The organism is Streptomyces sp. NBC_01465 (genome assembly GCF_036227325.1).
Classification (GTDB): Bacteria; Actinomycetota; Actinomycetes; order Streptomycetales; family Streptomycetaceae; genus Streptomyces.
The window spans coordinates 4,727,039-4,751,652 of the sequence record NZ_CP109467.1; the positions used below are offsets into that span (position 1 = coordinate 4,727,039).

Annotated in this window: 27 protein-coding genes; 17 read left to right on the forward strand and 10 right to left on the reverse strand. The window is 69.6% G+C overall.

What is annotated here, in order from left to right; genetic code table 11:
- Positions 1-18: 18 nt before the first annotated feature.
- Both OG707_RS22370 and OG707_RS22375 read left to right on the forward strand, forming a co-directional pair.
- A complete protein-coding gene (locus OG707_RS22370) occupies positions 19-390 on the forward strand; it encodes a DUF4267 domain-containing protein (RefSeq protein WP_329121017.1) in 372 nt (123 codons plus the stop codon).
- A 227-nt stretch (positions 391-617) separates the two neighbouring features.
- Positions 618-2,831, forward strand: coding sequence for a M9 family metallopeptidase (locus OG707_RS22375; protein WP_329121019.1), 2,214 nt, complete (start codon positions 618-620; stop codon positions 2,829-2,831).
- A gap of 47 nt (positions 2,832-2,878) precedes the next feature.
- Here the strand turns inward: OG707_RS22375 and OG707_RS22380 are convergent, their stop codons facing one another.
- From OG707_RS22380 to OG707_RS22400, 5 genes are read right to left on the reverse strand one after another with little or no spacing between them, the layout of a single operon-like run.
- The gene (locus tag OG707_RS22380; protein ID WP_329121021.1) at positions 2,879-3,571 is read right to left on the reverse strand and encodes a DUF6333 family protein; all 693 of its coding nucleotides are present in this window, start codon (positions 3,569-3,571) and stop codon (positions 2,879-2,881) included.
- A 58-nt stretch (positions 3,572-3,629) separates the two neighbouring features.
- Positions 3,630-3,986 (reverse strand): DUF6247 family protein, encoded by a 357-nt coding sequence (locus OG707_RS22385; RefSeq protein ID WP_329121023.1) that lies wholly within the window; start codon positions 3,984-3,986, stop codon positions 3,630-3,632.
- A gap of 55 nt (positions 3,987-4,041) precedes the next feature.
- Positions 4,042-4,320 (reverse strand): hypothetical protein, encoded by a 279-nt coding sequence (locus OG707_RS22390; RefSeq protein ID WP_329121025.1) that lies wholly within the window; start codon positions 4,318-4,320, stop codon positions 4,042-4,044.
- A complete protein-coding gene (locus tag OG707_RS22395) occupies positions 4,317-4,613 on the reverse strand; it encodes a hypothetical protein (protein ID WP_329121027.1) in 297 nt (98 codons plus the stop codon). Before OG707_RS22395 ends, OG707_RS22390 begins: the two co-directional genes overlap by 4 nt.
- Positions 4,614-4,617: 4 nt before the next feature.
- Complete coding sequence (locus OG707_RS22400) at positions 4,618-4,980, reverse strand: hypothetical protein (RefSeq protein ID WP_329121028.1); 363 nt, start codon at positions 4,978-4,980, stop codon at positions 4,618-4,620.
- 140 nt (positions 4,981-5,120) lie between these two features.
- Between OG707_RS22400 and OG707_RS22405 the strand changes: the two genes are divergently transcribed.
- Positions 5,121-5,879, forward strand: coding sequence for a GntR family transcriptional regulator (locus OG707_RS22405; RefSeq protein ID WP_329121030.1), 759 nt, complete (start codon positions 5,121-5,123; stop codon positions 5,877-5,879).
- Positions 5,880-5,894: 15 nt separating this feature from the next.
- On the opposite strand, the gene OG707_RS22410 is transcribed toward OG707_RS22405, so the two are convergent.
- Entirely contained in the window at positions 5,895-6,449 is a 555-nt protein-coding gene (locus OG707_RS22410; protein ID WP_329121031.1) for a CGNR zinc finger domain-containing protein, read from the reverse strand.
- Between the two features lie 101 nt (positions 6,450-6,550).
- Here OG707_RS22410 and OG707_RS22415 point away from each other — a divergent pair, with 101 nt between their 5' ends.
- From OG707_RS22415 to OG707_RS22425, 3 genes are all read left to right on the forward strand, one after another.
- Positions 6,551-7,747: an MFS transporter gene (locus OG707_RS22415; RefSeq protein ID WP_329121032.1), complete on the forward strand. Its 1,197-nt coding sequence runs from the start codon at positions 6,551-6,553 to the stop codon at positions 7,745-7,747.
- Positions 7,748-7,925: 178 nt separating this feature from the next.
- The gene (locus OG707_RS22420) at positions 7,926-8,633 is read left to right on the forward strand and encodes a DUF4232 domain-containing protein (RefSeq protein WP_329121034.1); all 708 of its coding nucleotides are present in this window, start codon (positions 7,926-7,928) and stop codon (positions 8,631-8,633) included.
- 2 nt (positions 8,634-8,635) lie between these two features.
- Positions 8,636-9,058: an NUDIX hydrolase gene (locus OG707_RS22425; protein WP_329121036.1), complete on the forward strand. Its 423-nt coding sequence runs from the start codon at positions 8,636-8,638 to the stop codon at positions 9,056-9,058.
- Positions 9,059-9,095: 37 nt separating this feature from the next.
- On the opposite strand, the gene OG707_RS22430 is transcribed toward OG707_RS22425, so the two are convergent.
- Positions 9,096-9,542, reverse strand: a complete 447-nt coding sequence (locus OG707_RS22430; protein ID WP_329121038.1) for a hypothetical protein — start codon at positions 9,540-9,542, stop codon at positions 9,096-9,098.
- A 287-nt stretch (positions 9,543-9,829) separates the two neighbouring features.
- On the opposite strand from OG707_RS22430, the gene OG707_RS22435 reads away from it, so the two are divergent.
- The 10 genes from OG707_RS22435 (at position 9,830) to OG707_RS22480 (ending at position 21,621) form a co-directional block, all read left to right on the forward strand.
- Entirely contained in the window at positions 9,830-10,618 is a 789-nt protein-coding gene (locus OG707_RS22435) for a class II aldolase/adducin family protein (RefSeq protein WP_329121040.1), read from the forward strand.
- 101 nt (positions 10,619-10,719) lie between these two features.
- Positions 10,720-11,520: a TIGR03084 family metal-binding protein gene (locus tag OG707_RS22440; protein ID WP_329121043.1), complete on the forward strand. Its 801-nt coding sequence runs from the start codon at positions 10,720-10,722 to the stop codon at positions 11,518-11,520.
- Between the two features lie 4 nt (positions 11,521-11,524).
- Positions 11,525-13,207: an acyclic terpene utilization AtuA family protein gene (locus tag OG707_RS22445; protein ID WP_329121045.1), complete on the forward strand. Its 1,683-nt coding sequence runs from the start codon at positions 11,525-11,527 to the stop codon at positions 13,205-13,207.
- Positions 13,208-13,579: 372 nt separating this feature from the next.
- The gene (locus tag OG707_RS22450; RefSeq protein ID WP_329121047.1) at positions 13,580-15,181 is read left to right on the forward strand and encodes an acyl-CoA carboxylase subunit beta; all 1,602 of its coding nucleotides are present in this window, start codon (positions 13,580-13,582) and stop codon (positions 15,179-15,181) included.
- Between the two features lie 11 nt (positions 15,182-15,192).
- Positions 15,193-17,079, forward strand: coding sequence for an acetyl/propionyl/methylcrotonyl-CoA carboxylase subunit alpha (locus tag OG707_RS22455; RefSeq protein WP_329121050.1), 1,887 nt, complete (start codon positions 15,193-15,195; stop codon positions 17,077-17,079).
- Entirely contained in the window at positions 17,076-18,230 is a 1,155-nt protein-coding gene (locus tag OG707_RS22460) for an acyl-CoA dehydrogenase family protein (protein WP_329121052.1), read from the forward strand. Before OG707_RS22455 ends, OG707_RS22460 begins: the two co-directional genes overlap by 4 nt.
- Positions 18,231-18,279: 49 nt before the next feature.
- Positions 18,280-19,824 carry a 4-coumarate--CoA ligase family protein gene (locus tag OG707_RS22465; protein WP_329121054.1) on the forward strand — a complete coding sequence of 515 codons (1,545 nt, stop codon included), beginning with the start codon at positions 18,280-18,282 and terminating at the stop codon, positions 19,822-19,824.
- On the forward strand, positions 19,821-20,555 hold the full coding sequence (locus OG707_RS22470) for an enoyl-CoA hydratase family protein (protein WP_329121056.1): 735 nt from the start codon (positions 19,821-19,823) through the stop codon (positions 20,553-20,555). The genes OG707_RS22465 and OG707_RS22470 overlap by 4 nt, the downstream gene beginning before the upstream one ends.
- A complete protein-coding gene (locus OG707_RS22475) occupies positions 20,543-21,130 on the forward strand; it encodes a TetR/AcrR family transcriptional regulator (protein ID WP_329121058.1) in 588 nt (195 codons plus the stop codon). Before OG707_RS22470 ends, OG707_RS22475 begins: the two co-directional genes overlap by 13 nt.
- Positions 21,131-21,183: 53 nt before the next feature.
- Complete coding sequence (locus tag OG707_RS22480; protein WP_329127913.1) at positions 21,184-21,621, forward strand: MarR family winged helix-turn-helix transcriptional regulator; 438 nt, start codon at positions 21,184-21,186, stop codon at positions 21,619-21,621.
- Positions 21,622-21,633: 12 nt separating this feature from the next.
- On the opposite strand, the gene trxA is transcribed toward OG707_RS22480, so the two are convergent.
- From trxA to OG707_RS22495, 3 genes are all read right to left on the reverse strand, one after another.
- On the reverse strand, positions 21,634-21,981 hold the full coding sequence (trxA, locus tag OG707_RS22485) for a thioredoxin (RefSeq protein ID WP_329121060.1): 348 nt from the start codon (positions 21,979-21,981) through the stop codon (positions 21,634-21,636).
- 13 nt (positions 21,982-21,994) lie between these two features.
- Positions 21,995-22,411 (reverse strand): MerR family transcriptional regulator, encoded by a 417-nt coding sequence (locus tag OG707_RS22490; protein WP_329121062.1) that lies wholly within the window; start codon positions 22,409-22,411, stop codon positions 21,995-21,997.
- 71 nt (positions 22,412-22,482) lie between these two features.
- Complete coding sequence (locus tag OG707_RS22495; protein ID WP_329121064.1) at positions 22,483-23,583, reverse strand: citrate synthase 2; 1,101 nt, start codon at positions 23,581-23,583, stop codon at positions 22,483-22,485.
- A 245-nt stretch (positions 23,584-23,828) separates the two neighbouring features.
- On the opposite strand from OG707_RS22495, the gene pdxH reads away from it, so the two are divergent.
- A complete protein-coding gene (pdxH, locus tag OG707_RS22500) occupies positions 23,829-24,452 on the forward strand; it encodes a pyridoxamine 5'-phosphate oxidase (protein WP_329127915.1) in 624 nt (207 codons plus the stop codon).
- Positions 24,453-24,614 lie beyond the last annotated feature (162 nt).

Genomic DNA, 24,614 nt, shown 5'->3' on the forward strand with positions numbered 1-24,614 from the left:
CGGACTCGGGAGAAAATCATGCTCACCCCCATCGCGTACGGCCTGGCGATCGCCCTCAACCTGATGGTCGTCTGGATAGGCATCCGCTTCCTGGCGCAGCCCATGGCGGCGGCCGCGGGCTACGGAGTCCCGGCGAAGGAGAACGGCGACCGCGCGTACCTCACCATCAAGGGCGTACGCGACGGCACCTACGGCATCCTCGGCCTGGCCCTGCTCGCCCTCGCCGGAGCGCACGCGGAGGCCTGGTTCATGCTGGTGGTGGCGCTGGCCCCGGTCGGCGACACGATGATCGTGCTCCGCAATGGGGGCACGAAGGCGGTGGCGTACGGGATCCACGCGGCGACGGCGGCCGTGATGCTGATCAACGCCGCGCTGCTCTTCGCGGTCTGAGGGGGGCGCCGGGTCATTGCCCCGGGTTTACCCGCAGCCTCTTTCAAGGCTATGTGACATGTGCCATTGTACTGGCGGCCGATCGTGCGCATGCCAAGCGCGTGCGGTCCGGCCTGCGGTACCCCCCACGCCGCGCAACGGAGCGCGGCATCAAGACCGCTGGGAGGCGGCACGTGAACACGCCAGAGAAGAGACGAACTCTCCCCGGATTACTGATACTTGGCCTGGTGCTCTGTCTGGGCATCGCCTTGCTGGGCCGGCCGAGCAGCGCCGCGGCAGCACCTGCGGCGGCCGCGCAGTCCGCGCCCCGCGCCCAGGCGGTCCCGCCGCCCACGGGGTCGGGCGCCGATGTGACCGACCGCTCCGACGCCAGGCGCCACCCGCTGAAGAGTGATCAACTCCCGCCGCAGCGCCCGGTGTCGGAGCAGAAGGCAAAGAAGGTCACCGGCCTCGCGGCGGCGTCCTGCACCCCGGCCGACTTCGGCAGCCGGAGCGGGGCCGAGCTCGTCGCGTTCGTCAAGGCGTCCACCATGGACTGCATCAACACGCTCTTCGCCCTCACCGGCACCAACGCGCGTGACGCGTTCCGCGAGGCGCAGATGGTCACCGTCGCCAACGCCTTCCAGGACGTGGCGCGGACCTATCCCGGTGACAACTCCACCGGCGTGTGGCAGCTCGTGCTGTTCCTGCGCGCCGGGTACTACGTGCAGTCCTACAACGCATCCGACGTCGGCGCCTACGGCCAGCCCCTGGCCACCGCCACCGAGGGCGCGCTCGACACCTTCGTGGCGTCCTCGCACTTCGGGGACGTCAGTTCGGCGCACGGCGATGTCCTGGGCGAAGTCCTCATCCTCACGGACAGCGCCAATGAGCAGGCGCGCTACCTGAACACGTACAAGAAGGTCCTCAACGCGTACAACAGCTCCTACGACGCCTACTGGAGCATGGACGCGGCCGTCAACGACGTGTTCACCCCGCTCTTCCGGGGCCACTGGAACCCGGCGTTCATCACGGCGGTGACCGCCGACCCGAGCATCATCGACACGCTGAGCACGTTCGTGATGAACCACCGGGACAAGCTGAACGACAGCTGGTTCTACCTGGCCTCCAACGCCGGCACCGAGATGGCCCGCTTCCTCGACACACCCGCGCTCCAGGCCAAGGTGCGCCCCCTCGCGAAGGGGCTGCTCGGCGTCTCGGCGATCACCGGTGCGAGCGCGCCGCTGTGGGTCGGGGTCGCGGGCATGACCGACGGCTACGACAAGGCACAGTGCGCGTACTACGGCACGTGCGACTTCATCGGCCAACTCACCGCAGCCGCACTGCCGATCACGTACGCGTGCGACGCCGACCACACCTTCCGCGCCCAGTCCCTGACCGACGCCGCGCTGTCCGCCGCCTGCACCAGCCTCAAGGGGCAGGACGCGTACTTCCACGGTGTCGTCAAGGACAGCGGTCCTGTCGCCGACGACCACAACACGAACATCCAGATCGTGACGTTCGCCAGCCCGAAGGACTACCAGACGTACTCCGGCTGGATCTTCGGGAACAGCACCAACAACGGCGGCGAATATCTGGAGGGCGACCCGTCGGACCCGACCAGCCAGGCGCGGTTCCTGTCGTACGTGAAGAGCGTCAACGACGGCTTCCCCGGGGACATTTGGAACCTCAACCACGAGTACACGCACTATCTGGACGGCCGCTACGACATGCACGGCGACTTCACTGCCGGGCAGGCGGTCCCGGACATCTGGTGGGTCGAGGGCCTGGCGGAGTACGTCTCGTACAGCTACCGCGGGATCCCCGACACGGAGGCGATCGCGGAGGCGGGTCGGCACACATACGCGCTGAGCACGCTGTGGAACAGCACGTACGAGAACTCCAGCCAGACCAGGGTCTATCCGTGGGGATACCTGGCGACGCGCTACATGGTCGAGAAGCACCCGGCCGACGTCCAGAACATGCTCGCGAAGTTCCGCACGGGTGACTACGCGGGTGGGTACGCGGTCTACAACACGGGCATCGGCACGCGCTACGACGCCGACTTCAACACCTGGCTGGACGCGTGCGCGGCCGGCGCCTGCGAGAGCACGGGCGGCGACCCGACAGCACCGGCGTGCACGGATCCGGATGCGCGGGTGATGGCGCAGAACTGCTCGCGCTCGGGCCGGTCGGCGACGGCGGGGAACTACGACTACCTGTACCTCTACCTGCCGGCGGGGACGGTGACGCTGAACGTCACGACGACGGGTGGCACGGGGAACGCGGACCTCTACTACAACGCGGACGCGTGGGCGACGACTGGGGCGTACACGCAGCGCTCGACGAACGCGGACAACAAGGAGAGCCTGACGGTCACCAACAGCACGGCCGGATACCGCTACATCAGCCTCTATGCGCAGACGGGCTTCAGTGGGGTGACGGTCACGACGAAGTACTGACGGGCGGGGGTGGGCGGCGACTCAACTAGCCGCCCACCCTTCCAGGTTCAGGGGAACCAGACCTCGCAGATGCTGTCGTCGCCGGACGCGCTCCGGTCGACGAGGAAGACGGACTCGAAGCGCGCCTCGTGCCCGTAGACGGTGAGGGCGCCGTCGGTGAGGGTGTGGAGGAAGCGGTGCTGGTCGAAGTACCCGTCGGGGCTGAAGTCGTACGAACCGGCGCCCAGGGCGGCGAGCGTGGCGTCCAGATCTCCGAAGAACTCCAACTCGTCCCAGCCCTCGACGGTCAGATCGGGAACGCCGGGAACGGCAACCAGGATCTTCGTATAGGAGGCACCGAAGTCGCGCTCGCAGACGGCGACGATCCGGGCGTCGGGATGAAGCTTCTTCTGTACCTCGAACTCATCCTCCAGCGCACTGGTGATGACCCCGTCCTCAAGGAGCGCAGGATCGCTGATCTTCACGGTGGAACCCCAGGCGGCGGCATACACGTAGTCCAGCTCTTCCCGGTCGCCGGGACTCCCGGGATGGTTCAGCCGGGAGGGCGCATCCTCGTGCCGGACGGCCGCGACGGTGGTCAGAGCCAGCACGGCGGCCCTGGCGGCGGCCGGGTCGTGATCGGCGACGGATGGGGGCTCGATGGGAGGGAGCGATGCCGTGAACGGCGGCTGAATGACGACGAGTTGGGCCTGTCCGTGGTGACGGGGGTTGACCTCGGTGCCAGGGGATACGGGACTCATGCGGCCGAGGGTAGAGGGGCTCGGTTCGGATGAGGCGAGGTGGTACTCCCGTATCCGTTCAGGCGTTCAGGTCTCTGTACGCCGTGCGGAGAATGTCCCCGGACTCCCTGACGTTCCGGCGGGAGGTCTCGGGATCAGCAGAGACCTGGGCAAGGTGCTCGGCCCGGTGGAATCGCCGCGCTGTCGCAGGTAGACGCTCGATCTCGATCATGGCGGCCCAGTGCAGGAGGAATCCCTGCAGTGGACCCACACTGCTCTGCCGTACCGCCTCGGTGAGGGCCTTGTCCTTCTCCCGCTCCATCTCTGGAATCCGTGTGGGCGCGATGATCGCCAGCGCCTCCCTCAGCGCGTCGGGGGTGCGGTCGGGGCGGGGGATCAGTTCTTCGTTGGGGCGTTCCGTGATTGTGTTCACCATGTCCTCCTCGGGCGTCAGCCAGCGTAGTTGTGGCCGGAGTGCCGGTCGCGAGGGTTCAGGGGTACAGGCGGGTGCCGCGGCTGTCGGCGACGAGCAGTGCGTCGTGGAGGGCTTCCGCGAGCTGGGTGGCCAGGGTCCGTAGGTCTGCGTATTCGGCCTTGGGGTCGTCGAGGGTCTCCAGAGCGTGAGTGAGCAGATGGCGTGCGAGACCTAGCTGTACGGCTTCGATCTGGTCGGCGACGTGGGAGAGCGGACCTGTCCCGTCGCCGACGACGTAGCAGGGCTTCCCCTCGGGGCCCGTCCAGGGCAGGCGGCGTGCGCGTGCCGGTGTCATGCGGTCACCTGCTTGCCGTGGATGCGGCGGGGGCCGACGTCGATGCCGTACGTGGCGAGCCACAACTCCCTTCGTCGTTCGCGCTGTTCTCGGGAAAGGGTGTAAGGGCGGACCATTGCGGTGGCGCGTCCGTCGAGCGGCGAGTCGGTGGCGTACGGGCTGCGGTCCGCGAGAGAGGTCGGGGCCAGGTGGGCCGTGTCTGGCAAGGGCCACCAGTCGCCTGCCCGATGACGGCCGCGCGGGGACACGAAGGTGCAGATGTTGTCGAGCACGCGGATGAGGAAGGCCAGCATCACTTCAACTCGCTTTCTGTCCCTGACTGTTCGGGTGGCATCGCATTTCGGCCCATAGGGCACAGCCGTCCGTCCGGATGCCCGTTGCGGTGCTGAGGGCCCGCACGATCACGGCGCCTGGCCCGTGTGTCTGGAGCGGGGACAGCTCCGATTCCCCGCCGACTGAGATGCGGACGCGATCGCCCGACGTGGAGAGCGTCGCGTCGATGGCTACTGGCTTGGATCCGAGTACAGCGACGAACAGCTCGTGGGCGACGGTCTGGGCGTCGGTGTGTCTGAGCCGCTCGCCGACCCACCGCCTGAGGTTGCGCGCTTCTTCGGGCGCTCCCTTGAAACACCTGTGCCACGTGTGCCCCGTCTCGAGCATGCCGTCCCCAGCCGTGAGATATCTGACGTCAGATTCTCGATTTCTGTATTCAGAATGGTGATGGAGTTGGCGCACGTCAAGCCGAGAGGGAGAGTATGTGTAGTCAGATTGAGGCGATCGAACAGAACGGTGGTGCACCGGTGGCTCAGCCCGAATACCTGCGAATCGCTGCTGACCTGCGGCGTCGCATCACCTCAGGCGAGTTCGCGCCGGGCGATCAGCTCCCGATCCTCCCCGCGCTGTGCGAGGAGTACCGGGTCTCCGAAGCCACCATCCGCAACGCGCTCCGGCTGCTGCGCAACGAGGGGATGATCGAGACGAGGGCGCGCGCGGGCACCCGAGTGCGCGCGAGGCCTCCCGTGCACCGCATGGCGGCGGATCGTTACCGCGCCGCTCCGGGCTCCAAGTCCACGCCGTACACGCGGGATCAGGACATCGGCTGGTCCGAGTACCGGCTCGACAAGCGCTTCGAGAAGGTCCGTGCCGATGCGGAACTGGCCGCCCTCTTCGAGAGCGAGATCGGCGAGCGGCTCCTGGCCAGGCACTTCGTGTTCTACGACAACGACGAACCGACCCAGATGAGCACGAGCTACGTCCGTTGGTCCGACGTTGCCGGAACCCCTGTGGCCGATCCGATCCACGAGCCCTGGCCGGGCGGAACCCGTGCTCAGATGGCGAGCCTCGGGATCAACGTCACCCGCATCACCGAGTCGTTCACCTGCGCCATGCCTACGGACGCCGAGGCTGCCACGCTCAGGATCGGCACGGGAGTTCCCGTACTGCGCTACACCCGACGCCACTTGGCCGACACCGGCCGTGTCGTCGAGGTCGCCCACCCCATCGTCCGGCGGGGCGACACCACCGTCGTGGACTTCACGATCGAGCTCGGCGAACAGTAAGCGTCGGACCAGCGCTCAGGACTCTGCCGCCTTGCGGGCGCGGAAAGCCGCCGCCTTGACCCGGCTGCGGCACGCGTCCGAGCAGAAGTGGCGTACCGCGTTGCGGGAGTTGTCCACGTAGACGCGGTCGCACTGCGGTGCCGTGCACACCCCCAGGCGGCCCGCGAGATTGCTGCCGATCGCCAGGGCGAGGGCCGTGGCGCAGCCTGCGCTCCAGCCTACGGAGAGCGTGTCTTCGGAGCCGTGGAAGTGGACCTGCCAGGGTTCGCCCTCGACTTGGTCCAGTTGGGGGCGGGCTCCCGTCGTGCGCAGCAGGGCGTTGACGAACTCGGCGGCCTTGTCCGTGCGGCCGCTGTCGGCCGCGTCGAACACCGACCTCATCTGCTGTGCCGTGTGTGCGAGGTAGGTCGCGTGGTGCGGCTCGACCTTCGTGCGGGCCGGGGTCGGCGGCAGTGCGTCGTGTACCGCTGCGGGGAGCTCGTCGCCCTGGGGCGCGGTGTACGGGCGGCCCTGTCGGGCGCCGTCGGTCAGGGCGTTCACGAGTGAGACCGATGCATTCAGCAGCGCCACTACGTGACCATCGAACATCACTTGACTGGTCACTCCCTTGTCTTCTAGCGTTCCTCCGTCACCGACGATACTCGATTCGTCGGTGACGTTGAGGGGGATGTGTGGATAGGGGACTGCCGCGTGCCGTGCGGCTGCTCGTCGTGGCGCGGGCCGTGAATCGGCTGGGGGCGTTCTCGATTTCGTTCCTCGCCGTGCTCATCACGACGCGGTTCGGGGCCAGTCCCGCTGTTGCGGGAGGCGTCAGTGCCGGCTTCGGGCTCGCTACGATTCCCTCCCGCCTTGCCGGAGGGCGGCTGGCCGACCGGATCGGGCGGCGTCGCACCATCGTGGTGGGGCTGGTCGGGTGCGCCGTGGCCCAGGCTGGGCTCGCCGCCGCGGGGAGTCTTGCGGCAGTCGTTGGGTGGGCCGTTCTGCTCGGGCTTGTCTTCGAGATTTATGAGCCTCCTAGCCAGGCAATGATCGCCGACGTCGTCGCCCCGGACCAACAGGTCCGCGCCTACAGCCTGTTGAACGCCGCGCTCGCCGTAGCCGGGATGGGTGCGGGGCTTCTTGCGAGTGGGCTGGGGCGCTGGGATCTGCGCTGGTTGTTCGTCGCCGACGCCGTTACGTGTCTGCTCTGCGCCCTCACCGTGCAGCTCGTGCTTCCCGCCGATCACCGGGGTGCAGCGGTGGGCATCGATCGCGAGGCCGTCCGCCTCGCCCCGTGGCGCGACCCCGCCCTGCTCCGCATGCTCGCCGCTGGCACCCTGTTCGCCGTCGTCTACCTCCAGATCATGATCACGCTCCCCCTCACCCTGGGCGCCCGAGGCCTCCGTCCCACCGACGCCGGGATCCTCTTCACCGCGTCCGCGCTCACCATCACCGCCGGTCAGCCTCTGATGCGCTGGCAGCGGCTCTCCGCGCTCCCCGCCCCGATCGCCCTCGCCGCCGGCTACCTCCTGCTCGCGCTGGGCCTCTCCGGATACGCCCTCGCGCACACCCTGCCCGCCTTCCTCGCGTCCACGGTGGTCTGGAGCGCGGGCGACCTCCTCCTCGTCGGCCGCGCCTACGCCGTCGTCGCCGCCCTCGCGCCGCCCGGCGGCACTGGCCGCTATCTCGCCGTTTTCGGCACCAGTTGGGGCCTCGCCGGGATCGCCGCCCCGCTCGTAGGCACGCAACTCCTCGAACGGGCCGGCCCCGGCGCCCTGTGGACCGCGATGGCCCTCGCCGGCCTCCTGCTCGCCGTCGTACAGCCCGCTGTAGTCAGGGAGACCGCGCGACCCCGTCGCCCGCCCCTGGAGCACCTGCCGTCGAAGTAGCGGCAGCCCCGCGCCCGGTCCGGGTGGATTTGCTCTGGTCACGCGACGGTAGACGGTTCATGCGCGTCGGGTAACAGACCTGGATCACGTGTGAACTTACTGATCAGTACGGTCAGAATAACCGTGTCGTGAACAGTGTCCGGTCCGTGAGGACCGGCTTCGGGGGAGAGAGCACACCATGAACACGCAGACAGTCAGGGTCGGTCCAGTACGTCGAGGCCTCCGCGCCACCTTCACGGGAGCGGCCGTGGTGGCAGCCCTGCTGGCAGCCACCGCTTGCGATCCTTCCGACGGGGACAGCGCGGCCGCCGCGCCCTCCAAGTCCGCGTCGTCCGCCGCGAAGCCGTCGAAGAGCGCCGAGCCCTCTGGCGACTCCAGCACCGGTTCCGGTCAGGACGGCGGCCCTACGGGCAGCGGCACCGGCTCCGGCACCCCGGACTGCAGGTCCATCGACCTCACCACCGACGTCGAGCTCCAGGACGCGGCGGGCGAGACTCCCCGGCACTTCCTGCTCACCGTCACCAACGGCCTGCGGACGCGGTGCGCCCTCAACGATGCGCCGATCCTGCGGCTCGGGGCCGGCAACACCGCTGACATCGTCGAGACGCTCGGAGAGCCGGACTCCGAACCCGTCATCGTCGAAGGAGGCGGCAAGGCGTACGCCGGTCTGTACATCTTCGGCAACGACGAAGGTGGCGAGGCGGAGTACGACCAGTCGGACCGGTTCACCGCGACTCTGGTCGCCCACGACGGCACCGAGTGGGGCGGCACCCTCATCTTCGACCTGCCCGGCAAGCTCAAGTCCGTCTCGTACGACAAGGCGGCACGCGTGAACGGATGGGCCGGTACCGAAGGCCTGGCCATGCGACCGATCACCATGCTCTGAGCATGCGGTTGCGCGTGTCGGCGTACGCCGTTGCCGTAGTGGGTGAGCAGATCCTGCTCACCCGACTCGCGGACAGCTCACCGGTGTTCGAGCCCGGGCTCTGGCATCTGCCCGGCGGTGGCATCGACCCCGGCGAGCAGCCGTACGAGGCGCTGGAGCGGGAGCTGATGGAGGAGACCGGGCTCGAGGTGGAGGAGGCCCGGCTCGTGGAGTCGCGGGCGTACTCCGCTCATCGGCTCGGTGTCAGCTGGCAGTTGGTCGGGCTCTTCTACCGGGTTCGGCTCAGGGCCGGGGCGCCCGCCGTCGTCAAGGCTGACGATTCCACTTCGGCTGTTGCGTGGATGGACATGGCCGGCCTGCGGAGCTCCATGCTCTCGCCGGCCGCGATCGACGGGCTGGCGTTGGCGAGGGACGCCGGGCCGTGAAGGGGCCGGCGTCCCCCGCCCGCCGTTCAGGGCCGGATCAGGTCTGGCACTGGCTCGTGGCCGCCGACGACCAGTTGCTCCAGGGGCCTCCGACGACCTGGGCGTGTACGCGGATATCGACCCTGTGGGGCGCGCACACCCGCGTCGTTGAACCCACTTCGATGGGGCCGAGCGTCTGGTGCGCCGCTACCAGGGTGCGGCCCATGCCCACTCGGGTCCAGCTGCGGCCCTTGTCGGCGCTCGCGTACGCCTCGTAATTGACGTTGAAAGCCCTGGGGCCGGTGTTGTGCAGCTGGATGTACGCCGAAATGTCCCGCGTGGGGAAGGGGCCGAGGCTTCCCCGCTGGGCGCTGATGCAGCCGCTGAGGGCCAGGCGGCCGGTCGACGTGCTTCCGCCGCAGGCGATTCCTGCGGCGTGCGCGTCGGCGGGGAGCGTCAGCAGGGCGAGCGCGGCTGCGCCCAGGACCGTTCCGAGACGTCTCAAATGCACTGGCGCGTCCTTTCGTTGGGTGTGGCCCGCGATCTGCGGTCCGAAGGGAAACCTGGCTGGCTTCGGGGGAGGGCATGCGGTTCCGGGGAGCTTTTCACCCGAATTGGTGTGGATCGCGCATTACGGGTGAGGGGTAGGGGGTCGGTCTCGCGTCGTACCGCCGCCCGGCTCGAGGGCTGGTCCTGAAGCGGTCGCGTACCGGCTCGGGGGCCTTGCCGCGGGTGTGCGGCGGGCCGAGTGTGGGGGCGCTGGTCGCCGTACGCAGAGGGGGCTCGATCACCGTGGCTGTGACGCCGGAGGCCGATGAGGTCGGGCTCGATCTTCCTGAACTGCCCATCGCTGCAGGCTCGTTCGAGGCCGAGCGCCTGGAGCGCAAGCGTCAGCTCGCGCTCGCCCTGCGGATCTTCGGGCGCTACGGCTACGACGAGGGCATCGCCGGGCATGTGACGGCCAGGGACCCGGAGTTCCCGGAGCGGTTCTGGGTGAATCCGTACGCCGTCCACTTCTCCCGCATCCGGGTCAGCGATCTGCTGCTGATCGATGAGGCGGGCCACGTGGTGGAGGGGGAGCGGCGTACGAACAAGGCCGCCTTCTGGATCCACTCCGCGATCCACCGCGCCCGGCCCGACGTCGTCGCCGTGGCCCACGCCCACACGATCCACGGGCGGGCCTTCGCCTCGCTCGACCAGCTCCTCGCGCCGATCGTCCAGGAGTCCTGTGCCTTCTACGACGATCATGTGCTGTTCGACGAGTACCGCGGGCTGGTGGTCGAGGAGGGGGAGGGCGTACGGATTGCGGATCGACTGGGCAGCCGGCGGGGCGCCATCCTGCGCCACCACGGGCTGCTCACCGTGGGGCGGTCCGTGGCGGAGGCGGCGTGGTGGTTCGTGACCATGGACCGGGCATGCCAGATGCAGTTGCTGGCCGAGGCGGCGGGGAGTCCGCGGCGGATGAGCGACGAGGAGGCCGGGCTGGCTCATCGGCAGTTCGGGAACGCGAACATGGCGCGTCATAACTTCCAGATCCTTGGGGATCTCGTGCGTGAGCGTGAGCCTGACGTTCTGGACTGATGGGGCAGTGCGTTCAAAAATAATGCAAGCACGCTTGCTTGTTTTGGTGGGCGCTGCCATGCTCCGGGGCACGCCGTCGTGCCCGCCGGAGGGAGCGCACCGTGTCCGATGCAGCAGCCGTATCCGTACTTGATGACCTGAGGGACGAAGGGGTCGAACTCGACCTGCTGGTCGCCGGGTTGACCGAGCGGGACTGGGCGTTGGACACGCCTGCCGCCGGGTGGACCATCTCTCACCAGATCGCCCATCTCGCCTGGACCGACGCCGCCTCGCTGCTGGCCGCGACCGACGCCGATGCCTTTGCGGGGGAGGTCGAGAAGGCGCTTGCCGCGCCTGAGTCCTTCGTGGACGAGGGGGCCGAGGCAGGGGCCCTGCTGCCGGTCGGTGAGTTGCTGTCATGGTGGCGTGACGGGCGGGAGCAGCTTCAAGTCGCCTTGCGAGAGGCTCCTGTTGGGGTGAGGTTTCCCTGGTACGGGCCGCCGATGAGTGTCGCCTCCATGGCCACCGGGCGGCTCATGGAGACCTGGGCCCACGGGCAGGACATCGCCGATGCGGTGGGTGTGCCGAGGGAGCCGACCGCCCGGCTGCGGCATGTGGCGCGGATCGGGGTGCGGGCTCGGGACTTTGCCTTTGGGGTGCGGGGGTTGAGTGCGCCGGGGGAGGAGTTTCGCGTTGAACTGGTCGGGCCCGGCGGGGAGTTGTGGGCCTACGGGCCTGAGGGGGCCGGCCAGCGGGTGAGTGGGCCCGCCCTTGATTTCTGTCTGCTGGTGACCCAGCGCGCGCATCGCCATGACCTGGCGCTGCGCGCCGAGGGCGCCGACGCCGACCAGTGGCTCGACATCGCGCAGGCCTTCGCCGGGCCCGCGGGGGCCGGGCGCGCGCCCAAGACCCAGGGGGCGTAGGGCTGTGGTGCTGCGGATCGGGAACGCGTCCGGGTTCTACGGGGATCGCTTCGACGCCATGCAGGAGATGCTCACCGGGGGGCCGTTGGATGTGCTCACCGGGGACTATCTCGCCGAGCTGACCATGCTGATTCTGGGGCGTGACCGGCTGAAGGATCCCCGGACCGGGTACGCCAAGACCTTTCTGCGGCAGATGGAGGAAGGGCTCGGGCTCGCGCAGGAACGGGGCGTGCGGATCGTCGCCAACGCGGGCGGGCTCAATCCGACTGGACTCGCCGATGCGGTACGGGAGTTGAGTGCTCGGGTCGGGGTTCCTGTGCGGGTCGGGTGGGTTGAGGGCGATGAGTTTGCACTGCCGGACGGGGCGTTGACCGCCAACGCGTATCTCGGCGGGGGCGGCATTGCTGCGTGTCTGCGGGGCGGCGCCGAGGTGGTCGTCACCGGGCGTGTGACCGATGCGGCTCTGGTGAGCGGGCCTGCTGCCTGGCACTTCGGGTGGGGACCTGAGGATTTTGATCAGCTGGCGGGGGCTGTTGTCGCCGGGCACGTGCTGGAGTGCGGGACCCAGGCCACTGGGGGGAATTACTCGTTCTTCGCTGGGCATGACGTGCGGCGGCCCGGGTTTCCTCTGGCTGAGGTGCATGGGGACGGCTCTTGCGTCATTACCAAGCATCCCGGCACGGGGGGTGTTGTTGATGTGGGGACCGTTACCGCTCAGCTTCTGTACGAGACCGGGGGCGCGCGGTACGCCGGGCCCGACGTGACCGCTCGGCTCGACACCGTGCGGCTGGAGGCCGACGGGGTCGACCGGGTCCGGATATCCGGGGTGCGCGGTGAGGCGCCGCCGCCTCAGTTGAAGGCGGGGATCACCCGGATCGGGGGGTGGCGCAACGAGGTTGTGTTCGTGCTGACCGGGCTTGAGGTGGAGCGCAAGGCGGAGTTGGTGCGGGCGCAGGTCGAGGACGCCTTCGGCTCCAAGGGGCCTGCGGACGTGAAGTGGGAGCTCGTACGGACCGATCGGGCCGACGCCGACAGTGAGGAGTGCGCCAGTGCGCTGCTGCGGCTGGTGGTGCGGGATGCCGATGCGGAGGCCGTGGGGCGGGTGGTGAGCGGGGCTGCGATCGAGCTCGCGCTGGGGAGTTACCCCGGGTTCCATGTGACGGCTCCGCCGGGGAAGGGGGCTCCTTACGGGGTCTTCTCGGCGGTGGGGGTTGAGCGGGGTGATGTGGCTTCTGTTGCCGTACTGCCTGATGGCGAGCGGGTGTTGGTGCCCTCCGATGGTGTACGGACTCGGGGGCTGGAGGGCGTTGAGGAGCCTGCGCTGCCGGAGTGGGTGGGGGACGGGCCCACCCGGCGGGTGCCGCTCGGGACTGTCGTCGGGGCTCGGAGCGGGGACAAGGGCGGGGACGTGAATGTGGGGGTGTGGGTGCGGGGGGATGCGGAGTGGGGGTGGCTGGTGCATTCGCTGACCGTGGAGCGGTTCTGTGAGCTGCTGCCGGAGGTGGGCGGGTTGAAGGTTGTGCGGCATGTGCTGCCCAATCTGCGGGCCTTGAACTTTGTGGTGGAGGGGTTGTTGGGGGAGGGGGTCGCTTCGCAGGCGCGGTTCGATCCTCAGGGGAAGGGGATGGGGGAGTGGTTGCGGTCGCGGGTCGTTGAGGTGCCGGTTGCGCTGGTGGGGGCGGGGTGAGTCTGCGCCGCCGCTGCGCGGGGCAGTTCCCCGATCCCGCCCCTTCCCGAAACTGTGGGCTTCGCCCCCAGACCCCCTTGCCAGGGGTGGGGCGAACGGGGGCTGCGCACCCCGGGCCCCGCTTTGCGGGGCTTCGCCCCTGCCCCCCCGTAAGCGACCTTCGGCCGCTTGTCCTCAATCGCCGGACGGGCTGGAAATGCCCGGGTGGGGCGAACGGGGGCTGCGCGCCCCGGACCCCGCTTGCGGGGGCTTCGCCCCCTGCGCCCCCGCACGCGACCTTCGGCCGCGTGTCCTCAAACGCCGGACGGGCTGGAAATGCCCGGGCGGCGAGAACCCGGACGGGCTGATTTTCCCCAGAGGAGACCGCACCCCATGACCACCCTCCCCACCACCCTCGACCCCACCTCCCCCGACTACACCTCCGCCCGCGCCGCCATGCTCACCAAGCTCACCGAGCTCGACGCCGAGCACGCCAAAGCCCTCGCCGGCGGCGGCGAGAAATACACCACCCGCCACCACGACCGCGGCAAACTCCTCGCCCGCGAGCGCATCGAGCTCCTCCTCGACCCCGACACCCCCTTCCTCGAACTCTCCCCGCTCGCCGCCTGGGGCAGCGAGTACGCCGTCGGAGCCGCCATGGTCACCGGCATCGGTACCGTCGAAGGCGTCGAGTGCATGATCACCGCCAACGACCCCACCGTCCGCGGCGGCGCCTCCAACCCCTGGACCCTCAAAAAAGCCTTCCGGGCCCATGAGATCGCCCTCGCCAATCGCCTCCCCTCCATCAGCCTCGTCGAGTCCGGCGGCGCCGATCTCCCCTCCCAGAAGGAGATCTTCATCCCCGGCGGCGCTCTCTTCCGCGACATCACCCGGCTCTCCGCCGCCGGCATCCCCACCGTCGCCGTCGTCTTCGGCAACTCCACCGCCGGCGGCGCCTACGTCCCCGGCATGTCCGACCACGTCGTCATGATCAAGGAGCAGTCGAAGGTCTTCCTCGGCGGCCCGCCCCTCGTGAAGATGGCCACCGGCGAGGAGAGCGACGACGAGTCCCTCGGCGGTGCCGAGATGCACGCCCGTACCTCAGGGCTCGCCGACTACTTCGCCCTCGACGAGTACGACGCAGTCCGCCAGGCCCGCCGCATCGTCGCCCGCCTCAACCACCGCAAGGCGCACCCCGCTCCGGACGTCATACCCGCACCTCCCAAGCACGACCAGGACGAACTCCTCGGCATCGTCCCCTCCGACCTCCGCACCCCCTTCGACCCCCGCGAGGTCATCGCCCGTATCGTCGACGCCTCCGACTTCGACGAGTTCAAGCCCCTCTACGGCACCAGCCTCGTCACCGGCTGGGCCGAGCTCCACGGCTATCCCGTCGGCATCCTCGCCAACGCCCAGGGCGTCCTCTTCTCCGCCGAGTCGCAGAAGGCCGCCCAGTTCATCCAGCTCGCCAACCAGCGCGACATCCCCCTCCTCTTCCTCCACAACACCACCGGCTACATGGTCGGCAAGGAGTACGAGCAGGGCGGCATCATCAAACACGGCGCCATGATGATCAACGCCGTCTCCAACTCCCGCGTCCCGCACCTCTCCGTCCTCCTCGGCGCGTCCTACGGCGCCGGGCACTACGGCATGTGCGGCCGCGCCTACGACCCCCGCTTCCTCTTCGCCTGGCCCAGCGCCAAGTCCGCCGTCATGGGGCCCCAGCAACTCGCCGGAGTCCTCTCGATCGTCGCCCGCGCCTCCGCCATCGCCAAGGGGCAGCCCTACGACGACGAGGCCGACGCCGCCCTCCGCGCCATGGTCGAGCAGCAGATCGAGTCCGAGTCCCTCCCCATGTTCCTTTCCGGGCGGCTGTACGACGACGGAGTCATCGACCCCCGCGACACCCGCACCGTCCTCGGCCTGTGCCTGTCCGCCATCCACACCGCACCGGTCGAGGGCGCCCGCGGCGGCTTCGGCGTCTTCCGGATGTGAGGAGCCTCCACGTGATCAACTCCCTGCTCATCGCCAACCGCGGCGAGATCGCCTGCCGTATCGCCCGCACCTGCCGCGACCTCGGCATCACCACCGTCGCCGTCCACTCCGACCCGGACGCCGACGCCCTCCACACCCGGACCGCCGACACCGCCGTACGGCTCCCGGGCGCCACCCCCGCCGACACCTATCTCCGCGCCGACCTCGTCGTGAAAGCCGCCCTCGCCGCCGGCGCGGACGCCGTCCACCCCGGCTACGGCTTCCTCTCCGAGAACGCCGACTTCGCCCGCGCCGTCACCGACGCCGGACTGATATGGATCGGGCCGCCACCCGCAGCCATCGAAGCCATGGCCTCCAAGACCCGCGCCAAGCAGCTCATGGGGATCGAACCCCTCACCGACGTCACCGCCGACGACCTGCCCGTCCTCGTCAAGGCCGCCGCCGGCGGCGGCGGGCGCGGCATGCGCGTCGTGCGGGAACTCGGGCGGCTGAAGGAGGAGTTGGAGGCCGCCCGTGCCGAAGCCGCTTCCGCCTTCGGCGACGGGGAAGTCTTTGTCGAGCCCTTCATCGAAGGCGGCCGTCACGTCGAAGTCCAGATCATGGCCGACGCGTACGGCACCGTCTGGGCGCTCGGCACCCGCGACTGCTCCCTCCAGCGCCGCCACCAGAAAGTTATCGAGGAGGCCCCCGCCCCCGGGCTCCCGGACAACCTTCTCGACGACCTCCACGCCCTGGCCGTACAGGCCGCCAGCGCCACCGGCTACCTCGGCGCGGGCACCGTCGAGTTCCTCGTCACCTCCGACGGTCGCGCCCATTTCCTGGAGATGAACACCCGCCTCCAGGTCGAACACCCCGTCACCGAGGCCGTGTTCGGCCTTGACCTCGTCGCCCTCCAGATCCGCATCGCCGAGGGCCACTGGCTCGACGACACCCCACCCGCCCCCCACGGTCACGCCGTCGAGGCCCGCCTCTACGCCGAGGACCCCGCCCGCGCCTGGACCCCCCAGACCGGCACCCTCCACCGCATCGCCGTACCTGGTGACGGCATCCGCCTGGACACCGGATTCGCCGACGGCGACACCGTCTCCGTCCACTACGACACCATGCTCGCCAAGGTCGTCGCCCACGCCCCGACCCGCGCCGAGGCCGTCCGCAAGCTCGCCGCCGCCCTGGAACGCGCCACGCTCCACGGGCCCGTCACCAACCGCGACCTGCTCGTACGCTCCCTGCGCCACCCGGAGTTCGTGGCAGGCACCCCCGACACCGGCTTCTTCGATCGTCACCTTCACGCGCTCACCACCCCCGTCCCCGATCCCTGCGCACCCCTCGCCGCCGCCCTCGCCGACGCCGGCACCAGCCGTTCCCCCCACGGCGGCTGGCGCAACCTGCACTCCCAGCCGCAGACCAAGCGCTACCGCACCGAGCCCGACGGCACCGAACACGAAGTCCGCTACCGCCACACCCGCGACGGACTCACCGCCGACGGTGTACGGGTCATACGCGCCACCCCCACCCTCGTCGTCCTCGAAGTCGACGGCGTCCAGCGCCCGTTCACCGTCACCACCCACCCCGGCAGCGACCGCGTCTACGTCAACGCCACCACCCTCACCCCCCTCTCCCGCTTCCCCGACCCCGCCTCCCAGCAGGCCCCCGGGTCCCTGCTCGCCCCCATGCCAGGAACCGTAGTACGCACCATTGACATCGCCGTCGGAGACCACGTCACCGCAGGTCAGCCGCTTCTCTGGCTGGAGGCCATGAAGATGGAGCACAAGATCACCGCCCCCGCCTCCGGCACCCTCACCGCGCTCCACGCCACCCCCGGCCTCCAGGTCGAGGTCGGCACCCTGCTCGCCGTCGTACAGGAAGCCCAGGAAGCACAGGAGGAACCGAAGTCATGAGCACCGTCCTCGAAACCCCCGAACTCACCGCCCTCCGCGCCGCCGTCTCCGCCCTCGGCAAGCGCCACGCCGGCTCCGGCACTCCCCGCGACTACGACCGCGCCGGCCTCTGGTCCGAAGCCGCCAAGCTCGGCTACCTCGGCGTCAACCTCCCCACCGAGTACGGCGGCGGAGGCGGTGGCATAGCCGAACTCTCCCTCGTCCTCGAAGAGTTGGGCGCCGCAGGCTGCCCCCTCCTCATGATGGTCGTGTCCCCCGCCATCTGCGGCACCGTCATCGCCCGCTTCGGCACCGACGACCAGAAGCAGCAGTGGCTCCCCGGCCTCGCCGACGGCACCCTCACCATGGCCTTCGGCATCACCGAACCCGACGCCGGCTCCAACTCCCACCGCATCACCACCACAGCCCGCCGCGACCCCTCAACAGGTGACTGGCTCCTCACCGGCCGCAAAGTCTTCATCTCCGGCGTCGACATCGCCGACGCCACCCTCATCGTCGGCCGCACCGAAGACTCCCGCACCGGCCGCCTCAAGCCCTGCCTCTTCATCGTCCCCCGCGACGCCCCCGGATTCCAGCGCTCCCAAATCGACATGGAACTCGCCGCCCACGAGAAGCAGTTCGAGCTCACCCTCGACGACGTACGCCTCCCCGCCGAAGCCCTCGTCGGCGACGAGGACGCCGGCCTCCTCCAGCTCTTCGCCGGACTCAACCCCGAGCGCATCATGACCGCCGCCTTCGCGATCGGCATGGGCCGCTACGCCCTCACCAAAGCCATCTCCTACGCACAGACCCGCCAAGTCTGGAAGGAGCCCATCGGCTCCCACCAGGCCATCGCCCATCCCCTCGCCCAGGCCCACATCGAGCTCGAACTCGCCCGCCTGATGATGCAGAAGGCCGCCGCCCTCTACGACGCGGGCGACGACCTCGGCGCCGGCGAAGCCGCCAACATGGCCAAGTACGCCGCCGCTGAAGCCTGCGTCAAAGCCGTCGACCAGTCCGTCCACACCCTCGGCGGCAACGGCCTCACCCGCGAGTACGGGCTCGCCTCCCTCATCACAGCCGCCCGTGTGGCCCGCATAGCCCCCGTCAGCCGCGAGATGATCCTCAACTTCATCTCCCACCAGTCCCTGGGTCTCCCCAAGTCGTACTGACAGACGCGATCCTGACGCTTACTCACCCACACCGCGCAAAGGGGCTGTCATGGTGTTCCGCAGCGAGTACGCAGATGTCCCGCCCGTCCACGCGCCCATCCACGAGGCGGTCCTCGGCCGCGCCCACGAGTACGGCGACACCCCCGCCCTCATCGACGCCGCGACCGGCATCACCCTCACCTACGCCGAACTCGACGCCACCCACCGCCGCACCGCCGCAGCCCTCGCCGAGGCGGGCGTCCGCAAGGGCGACGTCCTGGCTCTGCACAGCCCCAACACCATCGCCTACCCCGTCGTCTTCTACGCCGCCTCCCGCGCCGGCGCCTCGGTCACCACGGTCCATCCCCTCGCCACGGCGGAGGAGTTCGCGAAACAGCTCGCCGACTCCTCCGCCCGCTGGATCGTGACGATCTCGCCGCTCCTCGAAATAGCCCGCAGGGCAGCCGAGTTGGTCGGCGGCATCGAGGAGATCTTCGTCTGCGACCGCCCCGAGGACCTCTCCTCCGACGGCCCCGTCCCCGACGTCCTGATCGACCCGGCCAACGACATCGCCGCCCTCCCGTACTCCTCCGGCACCACGGGCACCCCCAAGGGCGTCATGCTCACCCACACCTCCATCGCCACCAACCTGGAGCAGATGCGCCCCCTCGCCCCCATGAACCCGGGCGACCGCATCCTCGCCGTCCTCCCCTTCTTCCACATCTACGGCCTCACCGCCCTCATGAACGCGCCCCTCCGCTGCGGCGCGACCGTCGTCGTCCTCCCGCGCTTCGACCTGGAGCAGTTCCTCGCCACCATCGAGCGCCACCGCATCACCGGCCTCTACGTGGCGCCCCCGATCGTCCTCGCCCTCGCCAAGCACCCGGCCGTCACCCAGTACGACCTCTCCTCGCTCGACTACATCGTGAGCGCCGCAGCCCCCCTCGACTCGGCGCTCGCAGCGGCCTGTTCGCAGCGACTGAACCTCCCGCCGGTCCGCCAGGCGTACGGAATGACGGAACTGTCACCCGGCACGCACATCGTGCCGCTCGACGCGCAGAACCCGCCCCCCGGCGCCGTCGGCAAACTCGTCCCCTCCACCGAGATGCGCATCCTGTCCCTCGACGACCCGTCGAAGGACGCCGCCCCCGGCGAGGAGGGCGAGGTCGCGATCCGCGGCCCCCAGGTCATGAAGGGCTACCTCAACCGGCCCTCCGAGACCGCCGACATGATCGACGCCGACGGGTGGGTCCACACGGGCGACGTCGGCCGCGTCGACGGCGACGGCTGGCTGTTCGTCGTCGACCGCGTCAAGGAACTCATCAAGTACAAGGGCTACCAAGTCGCCCCCGCCGAACTCGAAGCGCTCCTCCTCACCCACCCCCTGATCGCGGACGCGGCGGTCATCGGCGTGTACGACGACGAGGGCACCGAGCTCCCCAAGGCGTACGTCGTCCTCCAGCCCGGCGCGCACCTCACCGCCGACGACGTGATGACGTACACGGCCGAACGCGTCGCCCCGTACAAGAAGATCCGCCGCGTCGAGTTCATCGGGGGCGTCCCGCGCGCCGCCTCCGGCAAGATCCTCCGCCGCCAACTCAGGGACAAGGCATGACAGTTGTACGTACGGGAACCGAGCGCGGGGTCACCCGCCTCACGCTCGACTCCCCGCAGAACCGCAACGCGCTCTCCACCACCCTGGTCGCCGAACTGACCCAGGCGCTCAAGGCCGCGGAAGGGGACGACGACACCCGAGCCGTCGTCCTCACCCACACCGGCACCACCTTCTGCGCGGGCGCCGACCTCAAGTCGCTCCTCGACCCGGAGGCCTTCGTCGGTGTCCTCCGTACGATCGTCGAGCACCCCAAGCCCGTCGTCGCCCGCGTCACCGGCCACGTCCGCGCCGGCGGCCTCGGCCTCCTCGCGGCCTGCGACATCTCCGTCGCGGGCCCCGAAGCCTCCTTCGCCTTCACCGAGTCCCGCCTCGGCCTCGCCCCCGCCGTGATCTCCCTCCCCGTCCTCCCGCGCATGGACCCCCGCGCGGCCGCCCGCTACTACCTCACCGGCGAACGCTTCGACGCCGACGAAGCAGCCCGCACCGGGCTCATCACCACATCGGCCCCCGACGTCGACGCAGCCCTGGAACCCGTCCTCACCGGCCTCCGCCGAGCCTCCCCCCAGGGCCTGACCGCATCAAAATCCCTGGTCACGGCTACCATCCTGGAGAACTTCGACCGCCACACCGAAGCCCTCACCGCCCTCTCCGCGTCCCTCTTCGCCTCACCCGACGCCCACGAGGGCGTGACGGCCTTCCTCGAACGACGGGACCCCGCATGGGTGTTGTGACCTCCCCGAAGCAGGACCGCAGCCGCGCCACCCGCCGCCGCCTCCTGGAGGCGGCGGTCTCCTGCCTGGCCGAACACGGCTGGTCGGGGTCCACGGTGACGGTCGTGGCGGAACGTGCGGGCGTCTCCCGGGGCGCGGCCCAGCACCACTTCCCGACCCGCGAGGACCTCTTCACCGCGGCGGTCGAGTACGTCGCCGAGGAGCGCTCCACCGCCCTGCGCGCCCTGCCCTCCCAGGACAGCCGCACCGTGGTCGCGGCGATAGTCGACCTCTACACGGGCCCCCTCTTCCGCGCCGCACTCCACCTCTGGGTCGCGGCGTCGAACGAACCCCAACTCCACGCCCGTGTCACCGAATTGGAAGCAAGGGTCGGCCGCGAATCCCATCGCATCGCGGTCGAACTCCTCCACGCGGACGAGTCGACGCCCGGCGTACGCGAAACCGTCCAGGGCCTCCTCGACATGGCCCGCGGCCTCGGCCTCGCCAACCTCCTCACCGACGACACCGCCCGCCGCGACCGGGTCGTCGCCCAGTGGGCGCACCTCGTCGAGGAGTCCCTGCGCAGTAGTTCGTAGTACGAAACCTTCTGCCGTACGCTGACGGAATGGGGAAAAACGTGAGCGAGCGGATGGGCGTCGTCACCGCACTGGTGCGCGCCTCTTTCCTGGTGAACGCCGTGTACGCGGAATCGGGCCGGCGCTTCGGACTCACGCCCCAGCAGGGCCAGTTGCTCTGCGTCCTGATGCCGCAGCCGTACGGAATGACCGAGCTCGGCACCATGCTGGGCCTCGCCAAGTCCAGCCTCACCGGACTCGTCGACCGCACCGCCAAACACGGCCTCGTCCGCCGCGAACCCGACCCCCAGGACCGGCGCGCGGTCCGGGTCGCGCTCACCGACGAGGGCGCCGTGCTGGCGGAGAAGTTCTACGCCGACACCTGCCGGCGCATCGAGCTGTTGTCCGCCGGGCTCGCCGACGACGACCGCGACAAGCTGGCCGAACTGCTCGGCAGGGTCGTCGTCGACAACAAGGTGCCCGTGGTGTTCAAGGAACCGGACGAGAGCTGAGCCGAGCTCCGCTCAGAGCTCGACGACGTCCGACAGCTCCTCGACCAGCTTGCGCTGCGGACGCGCCCCCACCAGCGACTTCACCGGCTCGCCGCCCTGGAAGACCATCAGGGTCGGCATCGAGAGGACCCCGTACGCGGCCGGAGTCGCCGGGCTGGTGTCCACGTCCAGCTTCACGATCTTCAGCCGGCCGCCCGCTTCCTCGGCGATCCGGTCCAGCACCGGCGCGATCATCCGGCACGGACCGCACCAGGCGGCAGTGAAGTCGACCAGGACGGGTACGTCGGAGGCCAGCACCTCCGCGTCGAATTCGGCGTCGGTGATCGTCAGGACAGAGTGCTGCGAGGTGGTCTGCGGCATGGGGCCGTCTCCTTCAGGCGTCGTACGAGGACGAGAGCGATGACGACGAGGCGAGTTCGCACCGGGGCTCCGGCGCGACCGCGGCCTCCGCCCGTACCAGTTGGGCGCCGACCTGGTCGCGTACCTCCTGCAGCCGGGCGATGACCCCGTCCAGCTCGGCGAGCTTCTTGCGGTAGACCTCCAGGGAGGCCGGGCAGGAGTCGCCCTCGGGATGGCCCGAGCGCAGGCATTCGACGAACGGACGGGTCTCCTCCAGGTCGAAACCGAAGTCCTGGAGGGTACGGATCTGGGCCAGCAGCGCCAGATCCTCCTCGTCGTAGTCGCGGTAACCGTTGGTGCCACGGCGGGCGGGCAGCAGACCGCGCGACTCGTAGTAGCGCAGCGTGCGGGTCGTCATGCCCGCACGGTCGGCCAGTTCTCCGATACGCATGGTCCGTGCCCGCCCTTCTGTGTCGTCACGTACGAACGTAGACCTTGACGCCGACGTCAAGGCCAGCCCTTCTAGTGTGCGATGTCGCCGTACCCCTCGATGTCGCGCGGGTCCCGCGACCCCGGGCCGATGTACCGCGCGGACGGCCGCACGAGCCGCCCGGTGCGCTTCTGCTCCAGGATGTGCGCCGACCACCCAGCTGTACGCGCACACGTGAACATGGACGTGAACATGTGCGCCGGGACCTCGGCGAAGTCGAGCACGATCGCCGCCCAGAACTCCACGTTCGTGGCCAGCACCCGGTCGGGCCGGCGCGCGTGCAGCTCGTCCAGCGCCGCCTTCTCCAGGGCCTCGGCGACCTCGAAGCGCGGGGCGCCGAGTTCCTTGGCCGTACGACGGAGAACGCGCGCCCGCGGGTCTTCGGCGCGGTACACACGGTGCCCGAAGCCCATGAGCCGCTCGCCCTTGTCGAGGGCCTGCTTCACGTACGCGGTCGCGTCCCCGGTCCGCTCGATCTCCTCGATCATGCCGAGGACGCGGGAGGGCGCACCGCCGTGCAGCGGGCCGGACATGGCGCCGACGGCACCGGACAGGGCGGCGGACACATCCGCACCCGTCGAGGCGATGACGCGCGCGGTGAAGGTGGAGGCGTTCATGCCGTGCTCGGCGGCGGACGTCCAGTACGCGTCGACGGCCTGCACGTGCTTGGGGTCGGGCTCGCCGCGCCACCGGATCATGAACCGCTCGACGACGGACTGCGCCTTGTCGATCTCGCGCTGCGGGACCATCGGGTGGCCCTGACCGCGGGCCGACTGGGCGACGTACGAGAGAGCCATGACAGCGGCCCGCGCCAGATTGTCGCGGGCCGTCTTCTCGTCGATGTCGAGGAGCGGTTTCAGCCCCCAGACGGGCGCGAGCATGGCGAGCGCGGACTGCACGTCGACGCGGATGTCACCGGAGTGGACGGGGATGGGGAAGGGCTCGGCGGGCGGCAGGCCGGGGTTGAACGCGCCGTCGACCAGCAGCCCCCAGACATTGCCGAAGGAGACGTGACCGACCAGGTCCTCGATGTCGACGCCCCGATAACGGAGCGCGCCACCCTCCTTGTCGGGCTCGGCGATCTCCGTCTCGAAGGCGACGACGCCTTCAAGGCCAGGTACGAAGTCGGACATCAGGCGGCTCCTCATGATGCGTGCGACAGACAGATGGGAAGGGGTGTACGGGGTGTGGGGTCACCCCGGTCATGCCCCGTGCGGCGGGTGGTCACCCCACCGCTTTCGTCAGAAGGCCACAGTGGCCCGACGCAGAGTTTGGCGGTTCCGGACGGGTGCGGGGAAGCGTGACATCCGGCACACGCCGGGTTTTGACGGGACTGCGGCAGGATGACCCCGTGCCGAACGATCTCGATCCCGCCGCCATGCGCGAGCAGTACCGCACCACCGTCCTCGCGGAGACGGACCTGTCCCGGACCCCCATGGACCAGTTCGCGCGCTGGTTCAAGGAGTCGGTCGCGGCCGGCCTCCACGAACCGAATGCGATGGTCGTCGCGACGGCGACGCCGGACGGCCGCCCGTCCTCCCGCACGGTCCTCCTGAAGAAGTACGACGAGGCCGGCTTCGTCTTCTTCACCAACTACGCGTCCCGCAAAGGCCGCGAACTGACCGCCAACCCCCACCTCTCCCTCCTCTTCCCCTGGCACCAGATCGCCCGCCAGGTCATCGTCACCGGCACGGCATCGCGCATCCCGCGCGAGGAAACGGCCGCGTACTTCCACAGCAGGCCGCACGGGTCGCAGCTGGGGGCGTGGGCGAGCGCGCAGTCGACGGTGATCGGTTCGCGCGAGGAACTGACGTCACGCTACGAGGAGTTGGAAGCCCAATACCCCGAGGGCAGCGAGGTCCCGGTCCCGGACGGCTGGGGCGGCTTCCGGGTCGTACCCGAAGCGGTGGAGTTCTGGCAGGGCCACGAGAACCGCCTGCACGACCGTCTGCGGTACGTGAGCGAGGGCGAAGGGTGGCGCGTCGAGCGTCTCTGCCCCTGAACAGCCCCCGGACATGCAGAAACCCGCGGGTTCTTTTCCTCTTCCCGGGAAGAGGAGCCGGACGGACGATACCGGCGAACCCGCGGGTCGGTGACTGCGTGGTATTACGGCCGACGGTCTGTTGTCGGCGCTGCACCGAAGTGCAGTGGTGCGCGACGGGCC

Bases quoted from the DNA above. Each gene is read 5' to 3' on its own strand.
- OG707_RS22385 (WP_329121023.1), bottom strand. From the start codon at position 3,986: ATGGTGAACACAATCACGGAACGCCCCAACGAAGAACTGATCCCCCGC.
- OG707_RS22420 (WP_329121034.1), top strand. From the start codon at position 7,926: ATGAACACGCAGACAGTCAGGGTCGGTCCAGTACGTCGAGGCCTCCGC.
- OG707_RS22450 (WP_329121047.1), top strand. From the start codon at position 13,580: ATGACCACCCTCCCCACCACCCTCGACCCCACCTCCCCCGACTACACC.
- OG707_RS22475 (WP_329121058.1), top strand. From the start codon at position 20,543: ATGGGTGTTGTGACCTCCCCGAAGCAGGACCGCAGCCGCGCCACCCGC.
- OG707_RS22425 (WP_329121036.1), top strand. From the start codon at position 8,636: ATGCGGTTGCGCGTGTCGGCGTACGCCGTTGCCGTAGTGGGTGAGCAG.
- OG707_RS22400 (WP_329121028.1), bottom strand. From the start codon at position 4,980: ATGCTCGAGACGGGGCACACGTGGCACAGGTGTTTCAAGGGAGCGCCC.
- OG707_RS22390 (WP_329121025.1), bottom strand. From the start codon at position 4,320: ATGACACCGGCACGCGCACGCCGCCTGCCCTGGACGGGCCCCGAGGGG.
- OG707_RS22460 (WP_329121052.1), top strand. From the start codon at position 17,076: ATGAGCACCGTCCTCGAAACCCCCGAACTCACCGCCCTCCGCGCCGCC.
- OG707_RS22465 (WP_329121054.1), top strand. From the start codon at position 18,280: ATGGTGTTCCGCAGCGAGTACGCAGATGTCCCGCCCGTCCACGCGCCC.
- pdxH (WP_329127915.1), top strand. From the start codon at position 23,829: ATGCGCGAGCAGTACCGCACCACCGTCCTCGCGGAGACGGACCTGTCC.
- OG707_RS22370 (WP_329121017.1), top strand. From the start codon at position 19: ATGCTCACCCCCATCGCGTACGGCCTGGCGATCGCCCTCAACCTGATG.
- OG707_RS22395 (WP_329121027.1), bottom strand. From the start codon at position 4,613: ATGCTGGCCTTCCTCATCCGCGTGCTCGACAACATCTGCACCTTCGTG.
- OG707_RS22380 (WP_329121021.1), bottom strand. From the start codon at position 3,571: ATGAGTCCCGTATCCCCTGGCACCGAGGTCAACCCCCGTCACCACGGA.
- OG707_RS22490 (WP_329121062.1), bottom strand. From the start codon at position 22,411: ATGCGTATCGGAGAACTGGCCGACCGTGCGGGCATGACGACCCGCACG.
- OG707_RS22470 (WP_329121056.1), top strand. From the start codon at position 19,821: ATGACAGTTGTACGTACGGGAACCGAGCGCGGGGTCACCCGCCTCACG.
- trxA (WP_329121060.1), bottom strand. From the start codon at position 21,981: ATGCCGCAGACCACCTCGCAGCACTCTGTCCTGACGATCACCGACGCC.
- OG707_RS22480 (WP_329127913.1), top strand. From the start codon at position 21,184: ATGGGCGTCGTCACCGCACTGGTGCGCGCCTCTTTCCTGGTGAACGCC.
- OG707_RS22495 (WP_329121064.1), bottom strand. From the start codon at position 23,583: ATGTCCGACTTCGTACCTGGCCTTGAAGGCGTCGTCGCCTTCGAGACG.